Source organism: Pseudomonas sp. A125 (assembly GCF_055409485.1).
Genome location: NZ_JBUZVP010000018.1, coordinates 45,167 through 64,617, shown reverse-complemented (window position 1 = coordinate 64,617; position 19,451 = coordinate 45,167). Strand labels below are relative to the sequence as shown.

12 protein-coding genes are annotated in these 19,451 nt (G+C 57.4%); 4 read left to right on the top strand and 8 right to left on the bottom strand.

The annotated features are described in order from the left end of the window. Positions 1 to 350: 350 nt before the first annotated feature. The 5 genes from ACZRN6_RS23035 to ACZRN6_RS23015 all read right to left on the bottom strand — a co-directional run bounded on the left by ACZRN6_RS23035 (position 351) and on the right by ACZRN6_RS23015 (position 5,657). Positions 351 to 791 carry an EcoRII N-terminal effector-binding domain-containing protein gene (locus tag ACZRN6_RS23035; protein ID WP_078739171.1) on the bottom strand — a complete coding sequence of 147 codons (441 nt, stop codon included), beginning with the start codon at positions 789 to 791 and terminating at the stop codon, positions 351 to 353. Continuing rightward, entirely contained in the window at positions 788 to 2,608 is a 1,821-nt protein-coding gene (locus ACZRN6_RS23030; RefSeq protein ID WP_464008918.1) for a DEAD/DEAH box helicase, read from the bottom strand. Before ACZRN6_RS23030 ends, ACZRN6_RS23035 begins: the two co-directional genes overlap by 4 nt. Continuing rightward, positions 2,601 to 3,425: an HNH endonuclease gene (locus tag ACZRN6_RS23025; protein WP_464008917.1), complete on the bottom strand. Its 825-nt coding sequence runs from the start codon at positions 3,423 to 3,425 to the stop codon at positions 2,601 to 2,603. The genes ACZRN6_RS23030 and ACZRN6_RS23025 overlap by 8 nt, the downstream gene beginning before the upstream one ends. Next, the gene (locus tag ACZRN6_RS23020; protein WP_198809800.1) at positions 3,422 to 5,056 is read right to left on the bottom strand and encodes an ATP-binding protein; all 1,635 of its coding nucleotides are present in this window, start codon (positions 5,054 to 5,056) and stop codon (positions 3,422 to 3,424) included. The genes ACZRN6_RS23025 and ACZRN6_RS23020 overlap by 4 nt, the downstream gene beginning before the upstream one ends. Positions 5,057 to 5,225: 169 nt before the next feature. Beyond that, complete coding sequence (locus ACZRN6_RS23015; protein WP_464008916.1) at positions 5,226 to 5,657, bottom strand: very short patch repair endonuclease; 432 nt, start codon at positions 5,655 to 5,657, stop codon at positions 5,226 to 5,228. Positions 5,658 to 5,944: 287 nt separating this feature from the next. On the opposite strand from ACZRN6_RS23015, the gene dcm reads away from it, so the two are divergent. Both dcm and ACZRN6_RS23005 read left to right on the top strand, forming a co-directional pair. Then, complete coding sequence (gene dcm, locus ACZRN6_RS23010; protein WP_464008915.1) at positions 5,945 to 7,381, top strand: DNA (cytosine-5-)-methyltransferase; 1,437 nt, start codon at positions 5,945 to 5,947, stop codon at positions 7,379 to 7,381. A 635-nt stretch (positions 7,382 to 8,016) separates the two neighbouring features. Further along, positions 8,017 to 8,310, top strand: coding sequence for a DUF6124 family protein (locus tag ACZRN6_RS23005; RefSeq protein WP_464008914.1), 294 nt, complete (start codon positions 8,017 to 8,019; stop codon positions 8,308 to 8,310). A gap of 101 nt (positions 8,311 to 8,411) precedes the next feature. Here ACZRN6_RS23005 and ACZRN6_RS23000 read toward each other — a convergent pair whose 3' ends face one another. The 3 genes from ACZRN6_RS23000 to ACZRN6_RS22990 form a co-directional block, all read right to left on the bottom strand. Beyond that, positions 8,412 to 9,614, bottom strand: coding sequence for a benzoate/H(+) symporter BenE family transporter (locus ACZRN6_RS23000; protein WP_464008913.1), 1,203 nt, complete (start codon positions 9,612 to 9,614; stop codon positions 8,412 to 8,414). Between the two features lie 97 nt (positions 9,615 to 9,711). Next, positions 9,712 to 11,184, bottom strand: coding sequence for a MocR-like pyridoxine biosynthesis transcription factor PdxR (gene pdxR / locus ACZRN6_RS22995; RefSeq protein WP_464008912.1), 1,473 nt, complete (start codon positions 11,182 to 11,184; stop codon positions 9,712 to 9,714). A gap of 95 nt (positions 11,185 to 11,279) precedes the next feature. Then, positions 11,280 to 11,870 carry an N-acetyltransferase family protein gene (locus ACZRN6_RS22990; protein WP_464008911.1) on the bottom strand — a complete coding sequence of 197 codons (591 nt, stop codon included), beginning with the start codon at positions 11,868 to 11,870 and terminating at the stop codon, positions 11,280 to 11,282. A gap of 156 nt (positions 11,871 to 12,026) precedes the next feature. Between ACZRN6_RS22990 and ACZRN6_RS22985 the strand changes: the two genes are divergently transcribed. Beyond that, positions 12,027 to 13,484 (top strand): ArnT family glycosyltransferase, encoded by a 1,458-nt coding sequence (locus ACZRN6_RS22985; RefSeq protein WP_322143147.1) that lies wholly within the window; start codon positions 12,027 to 12,029, stop codon positions 13,482 to 13,484. 92 nt (positions 13,485 to 13,576) lie between these two features. Beyond that, positions 13,577 to 19,327 (top strand): membrane-targeted effector domain-containing toxin, encoded by a 5,751-nt coding sequence (locus ACZRN6_RS22980; RefSeq protein ID WP_464008910.1) that lies wholly within the window; start codon positions 13,577 to 13,579, stop codon positions 19,325 to 19,327. Positions 19,328 to 19,451: the final 124 nt, after the last annotated feature.

Here is a 19,451-nt window from a genome sequence, read left to right as displayed (position 1 = left end):
GATAAGTGGCGCAAATTAGGGCAATCAAGGTCATGTACTCGACGTAGTTTCTGCTGGGCCTTTCGAGATCGGCTCGGGAAAACCGCGACCTACCCATTTGAGACCTACGAGTTAGCCCTAACTCAAGACGAACGCGGGGAGAGGGAAAGCGCCCACCCCAAATACGTTTTTTCGAAAAGTGAAGGCCATCAATGATAGCTTGATAGAAACATGCAACCTTGCCAGAAGATCACTGATACAAAACGATAGGCACAATCACCTCGCCCAATATCGTCAGCGTCAACCTCCATTCTTCGACCAGCTCAGTTGACATACGCTATTACTGCCTCTCAAATAAAACAGCTATTTCATTAATGGACTCGCCTCCAGCCTGATTTGATTTTTATTCTAACGACGTCAGCTTCTTGTTCGTCTTGTTGGGGGACATTTGTGCGCACCACACGAATTTTGTAAGTGCTCGAAGCCACACCCTTGGATATTTCCAGCTCCTCGCCTTCTTTAGCCCCAATTTCACGAAAGTATTTAGTCATGTAGGTAATGCGATACTCATTCCGGGTTCCGCCGACATCATGTAACTTATTATTGTAGTAAACGAATCGAAACTTTCGCAGAGTCCCCATTTCGTCTTCACAATCGATCCATGCATCGGGATTCTTGACAGTCGCATCCAACGGAGGCAGAAAAGTTAGCAGCTCTCCTTCCGATTTCGGAATGAGAATGCCACCCTGATGCCCTCCGGTCGAGCCAACGTCATTTGCGCTAAGTGTCTTGCTAAAGGTTCTATGAGTCATATTCTTCCTGGAGTTATCTCTAGGGCTCGCTTCAAGTCGGCCGCATCTCTGGACGAAACAGGGACACTTTCATTTGCCAATTCACTTTTCCAAAGTGATCTGTCAATCATCACTTCCTCTACTGTACCCTTGTAGAAAAGACGATAGATGGTTACTGGGTGTGTCTGACCACGACGGTGGGCCCTCGCACTTGCCTGGGCCTCCAATGCAGGGTTCCACACTGGAGTGAAATGGATTACAACTGTGGCTGCGGTGATATTCAACCCGGCACCTGCGGCTTTAGGGTTCAATACCAAACATCCCGGCCCGTCATGATTTGAAAAATCGTCAATTATCGCCTGACGGTCTTGCTGAGGAGTCGAACCATTAATCGCTCCCCAATATGTGTTGGGGAGGCTCTGGACCGCCTCCATCAAGAGTCCCCCGACCCGATTGAAGAGCGCAAACACAATGACCTTTCGTCCATTACAGAATGCCTCACGAAGCAGGCTCACAACACGCTCCATTTTGGGAGTCATGAGAGGACACCCAGTTGAGCGGAGCACGCTCGCCTCTTCGCCCTCGTCGTCACCTTCTTCATCTTTCCGCAGCCAAGGATGCGCACAAACTAATTGCAGTTGGAGCGTTGCAACCAAAGCTCCCGCCACAGGGTACTTAGCCAAGGTAGCCGCACGTACCATGGAATAATGGTCGGCGAGCAAATCATCCAGCTCTAACGGAATATCGATATTAATTCGCGCGGGAAGGTCACCTGCCACGTCAACCACTCTGCGTTTGAGAATGATCGGATCCGTAAAGTGCCCAATCGCTTGTGCCGATTCGAGGCTGTCCGAGTAGGCTGCTTCAAATTCCCGTCTCGAACCCAACAAACCTGGTATCGCAAAATCTGCGAGTGACCACAGATCCAATAGACTGTTTTCAACCGGAGTGCCAGTCATAGGAATGGTTCGCCGGCGCGGGATCGATACGACTGCACTTCTACGATTCGAGTCCGGGTTCTTGATGGCTTGTGCCTCATCGCAGATTACCCATGACCATTCAAACGATGAAAAGATTGAAATGTCATTAACCATCGTGTCGTAGGTCGTAATGACCACACTTGTCCGTTGGAGCTCTCGGTAAATTCCAGCTCTATTGGCCCCCCGATGAACCATCACTGTCATCCCGGCCGCGAAGCGCTCAAATTCACGCACCCAGTTGGCAATCAAGCTGGTCGGGCAAACTATCAAGGCAGGAGCATCGGTTTTCGGCGGTTCCATCAGCAACAACGCAATGATCTGTAGTGTTTTCCCTAGCCCCATTTCGTCGGCCAGGATCAATCCGCCGGTATGTCTAATGGTGTTCCACATCCAACTGACGCCGCGCGATTGGTACGGAAAAAGGGTAGCTGTCAGCCCCTGAATAGTCATTTCGCCATCTAGGTCCTCAGCAGCGACTCTACCAGCCTGAAGAAACCCCTCTTCGACCTCGACCTGCATACTTGCATCCACGCCGCGGATAAGGCTGATTGCTTGGCTATAGGTAAGCCTATCGGGAGAACAGCCATTCAGCATTTTTTCGAAAAGGATGACTGCATCTCGCGGCAGAGGCCGAATCGTCGTACCGTCTATGACCCATGCATGGCGATTGCTGGGCGCGAGATGCACATAGCGATTTCCTCTCAGCAAGCGGACCCCACCAAGTCGCGCAACAATCCAGTCCCCAGCCCGGCCGATGATCATTACTGGGTCGATCAATCGCTCCGAAAGCATCAAGCCTTCGGGTATGTTCTGTCGCAGCGACTCATAACTCTCTGGGAATTCGGCAGGCTCAGTCATTGCAGCCACTCCTCAACCGCTTTAAATCCTCAATATCCCAAGGAATTGGGCGCTTCGTATGAAGCGCTCGATGACAGGATGGACAAAGTGGAACTAGATCGGTACGTGGATCATAAGGGCGAGGTTCGATAAGCGATGCAAGCGGCTCAAGATGGTGTACTTCAATTATCGCCCCCGCCTCCCCGTAGACCCGTCGGGGCTCGAGTCCGCAAACGATACAACGTTCTCCGTGAATGCGGATACACAAGAGCCTGTTGCGCGGGTTGCGCTCCCTTCGCTTCACGACTGACTGAAGAATAGCGCCTTCAAATGAGGGAATTTCATCATTGACCTCCTCCTCAATAACGTCATATCCGATGAGCTCGGCCATTGCGGCCATCATCGGTACTATCACGTCGCGACAGATGGCGATGATCGCAACGTCATCGTGTGGATGGTCCTGATTCCGGATTAGCGCAGTCATCCGGAAAGAGCCAGACGTAACAGCCCAGTCGGCGAGGTTTTGGCCAGCGATTTCCACCGCAATATCTGACCGGATCGAGGCGACAAGAGCACGCGCCAACTGCACATCCTCCGAAGCTGCCCTTCGGATTTGTCCGATTATCTCTCCTGAGAAGCTACCAAACGACAGACCGACGCTGTGCCCTTTCAAGCCGTAAGGCTTAAGCTCGGCAACCGGTCCGTGCTTCTGGTCAAGATCGCCGAACCATATACGCAGGCCCGATCGCAGTCCGCTGACGTCGACTGCGGCAGCGATCGCAGCCCCGGTTCCCTCTTCCAGCTCCTTTAAAATCAGATCCTTCTTCCCTACGATCATTCTGCGTCTTCATCCTCAATCATCAAGTCAGCAGGGTCAGGATCAGGAACATTGCGTAGGAGCTTGCGCAGGTTGTTCGATATCTCGCTGCGGATGTCCTCGAAGATCGGTTCCAGCTCTTCGTTCGTATTGTTTTGCTCTGCTGCGGCAAATGCCCATAGAAGCAGGTCCATACCCTCTACCGCGTAACCGTTGGCAGCGGCACGCTTATATATCTTCTGGTAGAAATCATGATGTTTGTTCAGCAGTACCGCCGGCATGTGGCCGCTATCGCCTGCGCTACGCAGGGCAGGCTGCCATAGCTCACCAGTATTGATGTCTTCGACCGCATCGACATATACCGTGTCCGCGCTCACATTGCTTTGGACAGTAAGCTTGAGCTTGATCTTCGAACCCATGTTATTGGAGATGACTGCCGACTGGGCAGCAGGATCGACGGATGTCACCTGAGCCTTACTGGCACTGCCTGTATCCGCAATGTTCTTGTTCGCACTGGTGTGGTCGATCTGACGAACATTTGTCTGCTCACGAGTTTGCCTTCGAGCACGCTTCCCAGCTTCCCGGTAGATTGGCTGCAGTAGATCACGCAGACCGTCCTCTAGGTCGGGGTGGAAAAGAATCCGGGATTTCTTTACGTCGATCCGGAACGCATCATCAAGCTCGTGGCCGAAGTCGAACTCGATCCGCAGCAGCGAAGTATGCGGTTCAGGAGCTCCGAAGACGTCCATCCAGCTGCCATCTTGAATCAAGCGCCCCTCTCGATAGACGTAGAAACCCTGAGCGCGGTTGGAGATCCGCGCATGGGCTTTTTCCTCATCTTTGGTCATGTCGCTGCGATGGGGCAGGATCCACGCCCGAATATTCGCGATCTCTTCCGAGCCGTCGGGCATTTCCACTAGGAGCTTCTGCTTTGTCTCGGCAAGGACCTGTTCTGAGCGGGAGGGATAGAAGGGATTCCAAGGATCGACAGGGATTTGATTAACGAAAATGGATACGTTGCGCTCCCTATCGTCAGCCGAGTCGACGAACCGGTGGTAAACGAGCGAAAGATGTTTGACAAGGCTTTCTGCCAGCCGCTTGATCGCAGCCTGTTCCTTAGCCGAGCCAGGCTCATAATCCTTCGTCAGGATCCTGTCACAGTTCTCCCAGATCAAGAGCGTTCCCTTGTCACCGCAGAGTTCTTCAAACATCTCCTGTTCGTCTGAGGTAACTGGCTCCTTGAGCATTTCCCACTTTTTCTGCTTGGCAACATACTCGAGATCCCAAGCAAGCTTTGCGAGTTCCTGGTCCGGACTCTTGCGGGAAATCAGAGTGTACTTGAGACATACGGAGCTTGACGCCGTCTTCAGACCAAGCCCGAACTTGCCGAGGCTCTCAGGATTCTCGCGCTCGGGAGCCCCGTAGCGCATGGCCCGATGGATGCCCTGCGCATCCATACCTTCGCCGTTGTCGCCGAAATAGACAAACTTTCGGCCGTCTTCACGGAGAGTGATCTCGACATTGATCTGCCCCGCCTTCGCGGCAATCGAATTGTCGATGATGTCCGCAGCCGCAGTCCTAACGTTGTAGCCAGTATCCCTAAGACCAAAAATCAAACGTGGAGCATCGGGCTCGTTGATCAAATCGTTCACATCGAAATCCTTTTATCATGGGCTTCTACCGTCTAGTCCGGCGAGTTTCTGCACCAAGCGAAAATTCGGGCCAGTATAATTGTACTCTGACGCTGCAGGACAACTCGCTCAATCGGCTTTTAATGAACATCCGTTCCAGCAAGCCTAGTCCGATGTCGCAACCATTTTTTTAGGAGGGTGCCTGATCGGACGATAGCAGGCTAAGTTTCCGCTCCAGCCGGTCCAATGTGTCCGGTTCCTTCTTCAATTGACACTCCCAGATAATCAGAACATTCCAGCCGGCAGCCTCAAGGCTATTGATGTTGGCGAGGTCACTTGCGACATTTTTCTGGAATTTTTCCTCCCAAAACTCTGGCCTCGTCTTCGGGACCGTTGAGTAAGGGCAGCCCGGGTGCCGGTGCCAGAAGCAGCCATGGACAAAGATGCAGACCTTCAGACGTGGGATCACGATGTCTGGCTTGCCGGCTAGGTCCTTACGATGGATGCGATAACGGTAACCTCGACCGTGCAAAAAGCGCCTGACTACCATTTCTGGCACAGTGTCCTTGCCGCGAATGGCGGACATCATCCTAGAACGAGTTGCAGTGTCTACAGTGTCCATATCTGAACCGTAACCGTGAAAGATCTCTGTTCGGTAACTCTCGCTTTGCGAGGTTCAAGAAACATGCCGACAAGCTAGCAGTTGAGCTGGATTCGGTAATAGCTTGGATCATGTACCAGAACGGCAAACAAAATCTGCCACCGCAAAGCACTGTACATGCACACAGCCAAACGATAATTTCAAGTCGTTTTTTGCTCCTGCAAGCTAATTTAGAAAACGCTTCACATTAGCTGCCATAGGGATATTATAGTGATATTTCGTCACAGATTTGACCCAGAAGAGCTCATATGAATTTCGCTGACAATGAACAAAACGCTTATGGAGATGCACCGAGCTTATTGGCGAATCGTCCCGCTAATCATGCCGACAACGACCTAGCGTTGTTAAAGAAGCTGCTCGACATCTACGACCAAGGCTTTTTGGCTGAGACCCTCAACGAAGCCAGTCCTGGGCACTGGTGTCGCGAGACGATCAACCGCTGGCACAAGGGTAAGGCATCTCCGAAACTCTCCTACGTCGAGCACGCGCGCCTCAGTGAGCTGCTACCTCGAAAGGTCGAAGGCAAGCGCACATTCACTTTCATCGATTTGTTTGCCGGAATCGGCGGTATTCGAAAGGGCTTCGAGGCGATCGGCGGCGAGTGCCTGTTCACCTCCGAATGGAACAAGTACGCAGTTCGGACCTACAAAGCCAACCATTATTGCGACCCAGCTCGCCATCGCTTCAACTTGGATATCAGGTCCGTGACACTATCCGATCGGCCTGACGTCAGCGAGGACGAGGCATATCGCAATATTGATATTGAAATACCAGATCATGATGTGTTGCTGGCAGGTTTTCCTTGCCAGCCTTTCTCCTTGGCAGGCGTTTCGAAAAAGAATTCGTTAGGTCGCAAGCATGGGTTCGAATGCGAAACTCAAGGCACGCTCTTCTTTGATGTTGCCAGAATCATAGCGGCCAAGCGGCCAGCAGCGTTTTTGCTCGAAAACGTGAAAAATCTTAAGAGTCACGACAAGGGCAACACATTCCGGATCATCTGCGAGACGCTGGACGAGCTCGGCTACGAAGTGGCTGATGTAAACGCACCTAAGGGTGCCGATCCGAAGGTGATTGATGCCATGAAATTTCTGCCTCAGCACCGCGAGCGGATCGTACTGGTAGGCTTCAGACGCGATTTAAATGTCCATGAGGGCTTCACTCTCAAAGACATAGTCAAGCACCAGCCAGCACAACGGCCTTCGTTCGGCGATCTTCTAGACGAGGACGTCGACAGCAAGTACATCCTCACGCCCAAGCTGTGGGAGTATCTCTATAAGTACGCTCAGAAACACAAGGAGAAGGGTAACGGCTTCGGGTTCGGCCTGACTGGCCCCAACAGTGTGGCGCGTACGCTGTCCGCCCGCTACCACAAGGATGGCTCCGAAATTCTTGTTGATCGCGGATTCTCGGAAAAACTTGAATTTCATGGCGAACTTAATCATATGAATAGGCCGCGCCGCCTTACTCCTCATGAATGTGCCCGCTTGATGGGGTTTGACAAACCGGGCGAGAGCAGCTTCGTGATTCCTGTCTCTGACACCCAAGCTTACCGTCAATTCGGCAACTCCGTAGCAGTGCCTGTTTTCGAAGCGGTCGCGCGAATAATGAAAGACCGTATCTTAGCGGCCAAGGCAAAAGCACAAGATGCGGAAAGACCGAAACTTGAAATTGCGCTTCCGGGATAACGGTCGCCACCTACAAATTTATTTCGTCCTCGATAGAAATCTGTGGACCTCTATCAACGGGTAGGCAGTTAACAAACAATAATCGTAAACCATGGCTGCCGAGCAAGATTGTCAATTCGATTACGAGCGGCGGGTCATGGCATTGCCATCTGAAGTATTCCAATTGGTATTCCAATCAAAATACCGCTCGAATATTTTTTAGAATAATCAATAGCATAACAGACCGATTCAGATTACCCCGGCCCACCAAATACGAAGCACCACCAAAACCCGCCTTATGCGGGTTTTGTTGTTTCTGTTTCCTGGAAATACACCGCCGAATGGCCCTTCGGATTTTTCCTGCAAGACGTCGCGCCCTGCATGAACTAGCGCAAGCCACACCACAAAGTTAGCCTTCACGGGTTGCTGCTCATCAGCAACCGGCTTTGACAGGCCGAAAAGTGTAACCTTTCACTCCCCTTGATCAGTCGGCATGCTTCGCGCATTCCGCTTCGTTCATGGCGGCTGTGCGTGGGGCATCTTCGGGTGCGCCGGGTTCCTACACTTCCGGTCTGTCAACCCGCGTACAGCTGCCACCCAATCCTGTTTGACAGCAGGGGAATGGCAGCTCCTCTTACCAGTGTAGGAGCTTCACCATGAAAAAGATTACTCCCAATCCTCCATGTTCAAACCAATCCAGCACAGACATCTTCTGCATCGCTCAAAACATCGACCCCGAAACCCTTCTGGTACAAGCCTGCGAAACCCTCGCCTCGCTGAACGCGCTCACTACCGACCTGGCTTTCGAGTTTGACGGCGCCTTTCGCCATAAGCTTTTGGCCACTCAACAATTGAGCGTCCTGGGTGAGTTGCTGGTGACGCGCGCACTGGACATTCTTGTGCCAACGGCAGAGTCAGTACCAGCGGGAAGGACCACCTCTCAACACTGAAAATGGCCATCCAGCGGGCACGCGCCAATAACGTCAGAAAAAGGTGAACGGCTATTTTCCTCGAAAATATCCGTCACCTTTTTCCCGGCAATCCCGCTGGCCTACCCAACCGCGCTAACCCGTGCCCGGCGCCCGCCATGAATCAACACATGCACCATCAACCCTGCCACCAGCCCCCAAAAAGCCCCTCCCACTCCCAGCAAGGTGACATTCGCCGCCGTTGCCAAAAACGTGATCAACGCAGTCTCCCGTGTGCGGGTATCAGCCATTGCATTGGACAAGCTCGTACCAATGGCACCCAGTAACGCCAAGCCAGCCAGCGCGGTGATAAACGGGCGCGGCAGGATCATGAACAATGTCGCAAGCGTGACGCCAAAGATCCCGACCGTCACATAGAGCCCGCCACACACCAGCCCGGCGATGTAGCGTTTGGATGGGTCCTGGTGGGTATCCTTGCCGGTGCAGATGGCAGCGGTGATCGCGGCCACGTTGAAGGCGTGAGCACCGAACGGGGCCATGATCAGCGAACCAAGCCCGGTGGCGGTGATGATCGGATTGGCGCTGGTCTTGAAGCCGTCATTGCGCAGCACCAGCATCCCGGGAATGTACTGCCCGGTCAGTGTGATCACGAACAATGGCAGTGCCACCCCCAGCAGTGCGGCGATGGAGAATTGCGGCATTTCAAACACCGGTACAGCCAGTTGCAAGTGCAGACTCTGCAGGTCGATACGTTCCTCGCCGACCAGCAGTAACATGCCAACCAGCAGGACGCCGAGCATCGCATAACGGGAGGTAAAGCGTCGCAGCACGGCATACGTCACCAGCAGCGTGATGACCAGCAGCGGCTCGACGCTTACACCCCCAAACGTCGCCACGCCGAACTGCAGCAGGATGCCCGCCAGCAACCCGGCACTGATGCCGCCGGGGATCAGTCGAACCAACCGTTCAAAGGCACCGCACACGCCCAGCACAATGAAGCCAATGGCACACATAACGTAGGCCCCGATCACTTCGCCATAGGGGGTGAACGGCATGACGGTGGCCAGGAAAGCAACACCGGGTGTGGACCAGGCGGTGACGATTGGTTCGCGGTAGCGGTAACTCAACCAGGCGCCGGTAACGCCCACGCCAATGCTGACCGACCAGATCCAGGAAGCCGTTTGCGCCGCGCTGAGTTGCGCCAGTTGCGCGGCCTGGAACACCAGCACGAAGGTACCGGCGTAGTTGACGATTACCGATATCAGCGCGCTGATGCTGGGAGAGATGAAGTCGGCGACACGCAATCCTGTGTCCGATCGGCTCATGGGGCGTTCCTTACCTGAGGTCGTTGGGGGCTCAAAGGCTAACACCGCTGCGGATGGCCCTTTCAGTCCAATCCCCCGCACCCGACCAGACCACTGGCTAGATAATAGCCTTGGCCAACTGCCGCGTAGCCGCCTCGATTTCAGTGGGCGTAAGCGCCGAGAAACCCAATAACCAGCCACACACCGCGGGCGGTTGGGCGTAAAGGCGGCTGAGGCCCGGCAGTTGAATACCCACTCTGGCAGCCTGCCTGATCGTAGCAAGCTCCGACCAGCCTTCGGCAAGGATGCAGGGCATTTGCAAGCCACCCGGCGGCAGGCGCGCGGTCACAACGCCACTCAAATGCCGCTGCACGGCCTGCGCCATCGCGTCGCGGCGCGCCCCGTAGATTTTGCGCATCGCGCGCACATGGCCGCCGAAGTGGCCGTCGTCTATAAAGCGTGCCAACGTCAGTTGGGCGATCTGCGGTGTGTGGCCGTCCAGAATGCTTCGCGCGTAGGTCATGGGCTTGACCAGTTCGGGCGGCAGCACCATGTAGCCCATACGCAACCCGGGATACAGCGACTTGGCGAAAGTCCCCAGGTAGATCGTTCTCTGGTATCGGTCCAGGCCTTGCACGCAGGCCGTTGGCAGCCCTTCGTAGTGGAACTGGCTGTCGTAGTCGTCCTCGATGATCCAGCCCTGGCGTTGTTCGGCCCAGGCAATCAGCTCAAGGCGGCGCTCCAAGGCAAGTGTGGCGCCGGTTGGGTATTGATGGGAGGGCGTGACGTACACGGTGTTGGCACCGCTGATGTCGGCATACAGTTGATCCACACACAGGCCGTTGCCATCCACCGGCACCGGTATGACCTCCAGCTGGGCCATTTCAAACGCCTTGCGCGCACCAAAATAGCCGGGATCTTCCATGAGGATTGGCTGACCGGCATCCACCAGAACCTGGGCACACAGGTAGAGCGCCTGGCGTGTGCTGGACAGCACCAGTACCTGGTCTGGCGTCACACGGGCACCGCGTTCCAGGTTCAAGTAGCTCGCGATGGCTTCCCGCAAAGGCTCGGCGCCTTGGGGGTCGCCGTGCAATAGAACGCTGTCGCGGCAATCTTTCAGGACTTGTCGCTGCAATCGCTCCCAGACGCCTGTCGGGAATGTGCGTGTTTCGGGCAGGCCGGTGGCGAAGGCTTTTACCACTTGCTGATCGTTGACGCCGCCACTGGCAAGAATCTGCGCGCCCCTGGCACTGAGTGCCCCGGACAGGCTTATCGGCACCGGTTTACGTTGACGCACCCCTAGTAGGCTCGGCCCGATCTTTTCGGACACAAAGCTGCCCGAGCCTTCACGACGGCTGAGATAGCCGTCCAGTTGCAGCTGGACATAGGCGATTTCCACCGTGTCCCGGGAGATGCCCAAGGAGCGCGACAACGTCCGGGTGGCCGGCAAGCGGCTGCCTGGCGCAAGCACGCCTTCGAGAATCAATTGACGCAGCACTCGCTGCACACGCACGCGCAAATCCAGCGTGGCGAGTTTAGGGTCTGCGAGACGGATCTTGAGGGTGTCCAACTCGAAATTGTGGGTCATGTGCCAAGCCTGGGATGGAAGATACGACGCGCCAAACCTGCCATCTTTGTTGCGCGTCGCCGATATGTCCATGGGCAATATCGGCGGGGCTCGCGCTACAGGGGCATTCGATACTCGATGAAGCCCGAATCCTGGGCGACCCGATTGTAGAGCGCTTGCGCTCGTTTGTTGGTTTGGTGGGTGTGCCAATAAAGGCGTGAGCAGTCGTGCTGTTGGGCGATGTGGCGTACCCATTCAATCAGGGCTTTACCGGTCCCGCCGCCACGGACGGTGGGTGCCACATACAGGTCCTCAAGGTAGCAATAATCAGTAGCCGTCCAGGTGGAACGATGCAGGATGGCGTTGACGAACCCCACCAGTTCGCCATTTTGAACAGCGACGGCGCCGAACATACTTTCGTCCGGGTCGAGAAACCGTTTGAACGTCAAACGGCTCGTCGCGTCCTCCAGGGCCACTTCATAGAAGTCCTGATAGGCCAGCCACAACGGCAGCCACTGCTGATAATCCTCAAGTTGCACCGCCCGAACGGTCACGGCTTGCTGCTCATTACTCATCGCACGTTCCTTCTGAAAGCCCGAACCCGGAACCGGTTCGGGACGGCGCAATGGTAGGTTTTGCATGCCGCTCCAAACCAACCACTTCAGGCCACCTCGGCAGGCCAATCCGGGTAGGTGCTTATAGGCCATGATCGGAGCCTGTCAGGTCGGCTTGGCGCTGCCTTAAATGCCTGACCCTACAAAAACCTCACATTCATTCACGAATTATTAAGAATCACACTCGTATACTCGCCGATCGCCCGGACTGCTCCCCCGAACGGTCCCCTGCCCCGGTAGCCAGAATCCATGACGCGTTCCGCTCCTCTGCTGCTCCTGCTTGCTGCGCTGTTGTTTTTCTTTGCCCTTGGCAATCACGAGTTGCAAGGCTCGACCGAGGCCCGTGTGGCCGGGATCGCCATGGCCATGCACCTGGATAACGACTGGGTGGTGCCGCGCTTGTTTCGTGAACCGTTCCTGGAGAAACCACCACTGAGCCTGTGGCTCGACGCCGGGGCGATTCGCCTGTTTGGCGGCACTACCTGGGCGGTGCGCCTGGCGTCGGCGTTTGCCGGGCTGTTCAGTGTGATGCTGCTGTACGGGATGTTGCGCAAATTTGGCCGGCCCAAGACCCTGGCGTTTGTTGCGGCGCTGATGCTGGCGACCATGGCCAGTTACTGGAGCAACGTGCGCGGCGTGGGTGAAGATTCGCTGCTCACCCTCGGGGTCACCATGGCCCTGCTGGCGTTCTATCAGGCCAACCGCCCCGAGTCGGAGCGCGACAGTTCCAACCTGGGCACCTGGTTACTGTTCACCCTCGGGATGGTGATCGCCACCTTGAGCAAAGGGGTTCTGGGCCTGGCCATGCCGGGCATCGTGATCTTCGTTTATTTGGCCAGCACCAGCCTGATGGATAAGCAATTCAAGCTGGGCGACTGGATCAAACCCGGGCTGTTCACCCTGTTGGCGCTGGTGCCGCTGATGATCTGGCTGGGGTTCCTGTACCAGCGCGACGGGCTGCAAGCGGTACGCGAAGTGCTGCTGACCAACAGCGTCGGGCGCTTCAGCGGCTCGTTTGTCGAAGCCGGCCACTACGAGCCGTTCTATTACTACATCGCCAAATTGCCCGAAGCCTTTTTGCCCTGGAACATCCTGGTGTACCTGGGCCTGTGGCACTTTCGCAAAAGCCTGGTACGCAACCGCTACCGGCTGTTTTTCAGCGTGTGGCTGGTGGCGCAGTTCACCCTGCTGACGTTCGCCTCCAGCAAGCGCACGGTTTACCTGATGGCGCTGACACCCGCCGCTGCGGTGCTGGCTGCCGAGTATGGCGGCGTGCTGTTGGGCTGGCTGAAAAGTCGTGGGCAGGTCTCCCACGTGGCCGAGCATGTTTATGAACATCGCCGCGGCCTGGTGGGTGGCTTTTTCACGGTGGTGGTTGCCTGCTACTTGGTTGCCGCCTTCTGGTTCGCGCCCAAGGCCGATGTGCGCCAGTCGTTTGTGCCGGTGATCAGTGCGATCCAGGCCATGCAGGCGCAAGGCAAAGAGGTGGTGCTGTACCAGGCGAATGAGCGAATCGCTGGCGCCGGGGTGTTTTACATGCAGGCCTATTTGACGATCCTGCAGACGCCGCAAGAGCTCAAAAGCTACCTCGCCGCCAAGCCCGGCAACGTGGCAGTGGTGGACAATACTGACCGGCTGGACGTACCGGTGACGGTGGTCAAGGAGATGGCGATCAACCGCCAGCCTTACTACTTCGTCGAGCAATGATCAAAGGGGCGAATAGCCCCAGTAACTAACTACCGCCATCGTCCCCCCAACACTGCGCACCCTCAGGGTTCATTGAACCCTGAGGACCGGCCATGCCCACCCAGCCCCCGAACACATCACCGCTTACCCTCCAACAGCACAACAACTACCTGCTGCAAATCGGTCATCGCTTGCAAGTCTTCTCCAATGACCAGGCGCCCGCCGCGCAGCCCTCTGCCGAGTTGCAGGCGGTGCAGGAATTGCACGCGGCCCTGGCAGAAGAAAACCGCTGGACCGTGCAGAGCACACAGGGCCATTACAGCGTGCCCCGCGACTGGGTGATCCACGGCGCGCAGGGCCTGTTGAACCGCACCCGCATCCGCACCGCGCTCCACGACAAACTGGCCGCCATCGAGATAAAGCGGCGCCCCAACGGGCATGTCCGCAAAAACTGGATTCTGGACAGCCATCAGTCGATGCTGGAGGCCGAGGTCAAGTTGAAGGTTGCCGACCGCCTACTCAACCCCGGCGACCTCTCGTTGGTGATGAATATCGTCAGCGGCCCCGAGCTTCGTCCGGGGATCCATCGCCTGACCTTTCGCTACCGCCAACAAACCATCGAGTTCGCCGGGGCGTTTGTCCTCACGCGCAGCCAGGCAGCGGCCGCCCACCTGGATACCGAAGACGGCGATGTGCTGCTGTTCACCCCATCCCGAGGCCTGGAGGGCTTCACCTCGCTCAAGCATCTGGACCGCACGTTGCGAGAGCGCATGGGCCAGGCGGCCTGGCGGCAGGAGCTGTTGCAGCACCTGCCGCGCCGCTACCAGCGTTTGCAGGCAGCCAGTATCTGGCCCTTGGCGTTAAGCCCGATCGACAGCGTCCCGCTGACCGAACACACCTACAGCGCCCTGCAGGAAAAACAGCGCCAGGACATTGATTTTGCCCTGGGCCTGGAGGCTCACCCGGCGCCCGTGAGTGTTGCCCAAATGACCCTCGAACTGCACCGGGCACTGCGCGGCTTCCCCTGGGACCTGACGTCCCGCCTGGAGTTGCGCGCGCAACTGTTGCTCGAAAAAATGCTTCACCAATCCACCCCCGACTGGTACCGCAGCGCCAGTGAGGCACAGCGCAAAACCCTCGCCGAACACCTGCGCACTTACGAACACCTCAGCCTGCACGTACTGGCGCTGCTGGGCCCGGCGGTGTCGCCCGAGGCCATGGCGCGCCTGCAATTGCTTGAACACCTGGATGAAGACCTGGATATCCGGAGCCTGATTCCCGAGCAACTGCAAATCAGCACGGAGCGCACCCTGAAATCAGGCAACTCATACCCCCAGCTAAACAATTTGGTGCAACTGGCGGTACGTGGCCTGCACCGTGGCGATGAGCTGGCGGGCTCCGAGTTTTTCAAACACACCTCGCTGACGTACGCCCACCAGCCGCTGCCGCCCGAGTTCAAGGACGTTACCCCGGCCTACCTGGCCGAGCTGCTCGCCAAAGTGCAGCCCAGCCTGAACTTCGCCGAAGAACAACAACGCGCGCATAGCTTGCCGGCAGTGCAGGAAGCCATGCAGCAGATGCTCGACAGCCGCCTGCACGCGCTGGCCTACAGTGCATCGTTGCAAAACCACATCAGCACAGACGACTACGCACTACTCCAGACCCTGAGCGAAGGCCCATCGCAAACGCTCACCGCGTGCTGCCTGTTCCTGCACAAGGCGCCGCTCAAAGACCTCTGGGCCCTGCGCCAGACCGACGCGACAGGCACCCTCAAGCGCTTGCTGTTGTGCACCGCGCATGCCCCGCGCGCCGAGCAATTCCAGGCGTTTGACAGTGAGCGGGAGTTGCAGGCGCACATCATCGGCTGGAGCCAGGACGTGTCGGCCGTGCCTGGCTCGCGCAGCATGAAGGACTACTTGCTGGAGCAAATCGTCAGCCGGATCCGGCCAAAATACAGCGCGATGCTCTCCGCCTTGGGCTTCATCCCGGCCAACCGCGAGTACCGGATGATCGGCTTCGGCGCCCCGTCGACCTATGCGGCCTGCCTGCTGGAGATGAGTACCACGACCCTGGCCATCCAGGCCGATGAATACCTGCACCTCATGCCCAACTGGCTCATCCAGGCCTCGGCCGCCGACCGTCAGAAACTCGCCGACCTCAAGGAGCAGGCACTCGGCGCCGCACAGGCGTATGGCTCAAGCCCGGGAAGCCCACAACAGTTTCCCGACTTTGACAGCTACCTGCACACGGCGGCAAAAACCGCGCTCAATCAACTGCTGGGCAACCCGACGCCCGCGGTAGACCCAAACCTGGTGGGCGTGATTACCCCTCGCGAGCGCCTTAGCTACACCACGCTGTACCGCAATGGCTACGACGCCAGCCTGGGTTTCATCAACCCCGCAAGCACCACTGCACAGTTCAAGGGGCCGCCGGGTGTGGACCTGAGCCAGCTCACCGCACACACGGTGAGCCGCTCGGTAAGGGGCACCTGGATCGGTGACCGGTACGTCGCCGAGGTGGAGAACACCTTGCTGGACACTCAAGATGCCAACTACGGATGGCGCCGCAGCATGGCGCTGGAGGTCACCCAGCTCCATATGCACATCGCCGCGCTGGAGTGCTGCCTTAAAGGCTGCCTGGCGAGGAGCGACCTGGCCTGGCTGGAAAAAAGCATCGACAGCCTGGCCGACAACCGCGACAGCGTGCGCAATCGCTATCGCCTTTACCCACTGCAAATCAGCGGCCAAGTGATCGATGGCTGCTACCTGTTCCGTCACGCCAACGATCTGCCTCTGCTCTATACCCCCAACGCACCGGACGGCATCGCCTTCAGGCCACAAAGGGAATTCAACGAACGCCTGAAAAACCTCGAAGGCATGAACACCTACTACATCAGCCGGGTAGCCAGCATCGAGCGCACCGCGTTCGAACTCAGGTTGCAGGCGCTGGTGACAGGGCTGCCGGCACAGCGCAAGGGGCTTTATTCCACACCGGTGTTCGATGAAGTGCCTCGCACCGCACGGCCACTCAAAGACCTGCATTACCACAGCTACGACAAGCCTCTGCGCCATCGCATCGATGAAGTCAAAAACACCACCACCGGGCGCCTGCAGATGATCATGGCGCTGGTCAGCGTCATCGGTGAAATCACCATTGCGGTCCTTACCGCACCGTTTCCTGCCTTGAGCCTGGCCTTGGGTGGCTTGCTGGTGTTCAAGGATTCGATGCTCGCGCTGCATGCCTATAACCGCAACCAAACCGCCGACGCGCTGGGCCATTACCTGGGGGCATTGCTCAATGCCGGTGGGGCGTTGCTGACTGATTTGCGCCCACTGCTGCTGACCTCCACCAGGCTTGTTCGCCCGCCGCTGCGCCATGTTGTTCGCGCGCCCGGGGATCAACAGGCGATCACGCTGGCCAAGCAGCTACAACCGCAACCGCCCGCCCCCCAAGGCATGCAGCCCGTGCTGTATGCCGGCGACCGCCTGTGGGCCGCGCCGATCCCGGACAGCCTCGGGCGGTTCCTGCTGTTTCGCTTTGACGACGCCAGCGGCCAATTGCAGTCCACCGGAAAACTGGTGAATAAAACAGCGGACGGTGGGTGGCAGCGTTCCGGCGTGACGGGCGGCATGCCCAAGTACGAAAAGCTTGAAGCGCCTTACGAGTTACCAGACAAATTTCGCAGGAATGTTGCCTCTATCATTCCACCGGAAGACCGAACGGCGCTGTTCCTGCAGGTCGCCCACCTGGACGGAGACCTCAACACCCACTCCATCTGGATCTCGCGAAGGCAGCTCGCCCCGGCGCTCCAGCGTCACCTGGCGCTGGTCAAGACACTCACTGACGACGCCGATGCTTTTTTTGCCCGGCTCCCACCCCAAATCATGCGCGCCGATACGCTGAACCTGGCCCCGGATATTGCCCTACCCGAGTTGCTCACACAGTTGCTCGACGATGCACAACATTTGGTGGTGGGTGAGGCGGCCTTTTCCTTCGCGGCGCGAAAGGTGTTGATCGAGCATATGCAGCACCTGCGCAAGCTGGACGTGAGCGCAATCTACATTGAGCACCTGTGGCGCGACATTCATCACGTAAAGACCCACTCGCGGATTTCCAGCGGTTTTTCCAGGCAGGCCGAGCGACAACTCAAGTCCATCGACCGCGAAACCCTCCGTGACCCGCAAGGGCTATACGGTTATTGGAAACTGGTGGAAACCGCGCAGGAGCACGGTATTGAAATCCGGTCGCTGAACGCCTCGACCTGCTATGACCTGGAAAACACCCTGGGCCTGGTCGACTCGCGTCCTGCGCCCATCCGTCCAAATACCCTGACCAATTTCTACGCCCATACCCTCATCAACGCCGACCAGGAAAAGACTCCGGGCAAGCGCTGGATAGCCTTGGTAGATCAAAAGCGCATGAGTACTTATCGCGGCACATTGGGCCTGGCCGATCTGCAAAAAAGCATCGCGCTGCGCGTCGAAGACGGCCTCGACAAACCCACTCAATTGCTTGCCGACGTGGCGGGAGGCATCCCGGGCGATACCTTGGCCAAGGGCGACCTGAAGTTGTCGCTGCACACCGCGAGCCACGCGGCGCAACCAGCGCCGCAGCCGGGCCCATTGCCAGGACGCTCACAACCGTTGCCAGCCGTACGCCCTGTTCCAGCCGAGGCGCCCACACACTTCAGCGACTTCGATCTGCCGCAGGAGCACATGCCTTTGTTCAACCATGACATCACCCTGCCGATAGACACGCGCGAGGCGCTCTTCTCTACCGCCTACCAGGAGCTCACCAGCAGCCGCAGGGCCGCACAAGCCACGTTCGACCACACCCGCAAAAAGCTCAAGGCCCAGGCCCAGGCGTTTTTTGCCGACCAAACACCGCCCCCACGGGTGGCGTTGCCCAGCGTCGATCCGTCCATGGATGAGGTAAAGGTTATTGAGCAACTGCTGGAAACCGCCAACGGCCTGGTAATGGGCGAAGCTCATGGCGTCACGTCGAGCAAAGCCTTCCTCAGTCGGCACATGGAGCACCTGAACAGTCAGCGCCAGGTCAAGACGCTCTACATGGAACAACTGACCACTGACCTGCATCAGGCAGACCTGGACATTGCCAACAGCCTGGGGTTTATACCCGACGAATTGTGGGCATTTCTCAAGGCGCTGGACGACAGCCATGGGGTTCCCACCGGCAGCCTCCACAGTTTCATCAGCGTGGTACAGGTGGCGCTCAAGCATAAGGTGCGGGTCCGTGCCCTGGACTGCATTGCCAGCGTGCGGGTTGACGGCATGACGGCCTCCCGGACATCAATGTTCAACTATTTCGCGACACAGGTCATACGCGCGGACCAGCTTCAATACGGCGCTCACAAATGGGTCGCGCTGGTCAGTGAGACGCACCTGAACACCCATCGCGGCATACCGGGCATTGCCGACCTCAACAACGGTATCAGTGTGCTGCTGGACGATGTGCCTTCGGGTTCGGCCACAGGTTTTGTGCGCGAACCCGCAACAGTGCTGGCCATGACGCGCGAACAGCAATGGCCGCTGGTGCGCTACGACTTCAAGAAAAGCGTCGAAGTCGCGGGCGCCCCGCTACCTTTTGGCGCCGTGCCCGCGCCCGCACCCAGCCTTGAACAACGCCTGCGGCGCAAAGGCGACTTCCTGCTTCGTCGCACCCTGGATGGCGGGATGGAAATCATCCACAAAAACCGCGACAGCGTACTGGTGCACACCACGTTGCAGCAGGATGCCAGAGGTCATTTTGTCAGCCGCTGGCACCTCGATGAGCGGCGCTTCGCAAGCCGCGAGGCGCTGATGGACTTCATCAAAACCCATAAAGCCATGCGCCAGGTCGACTGACCCGGCTGTGCGTGCGCAGGGCGGCCTGACCATTCGTCGCTCACACGTCGTAAACCCTGCGCACACGAAAAAACCGTTTCAGCTCTCGCCAGGGCTGCCGATACCTCCTGACTACCCATCGGCT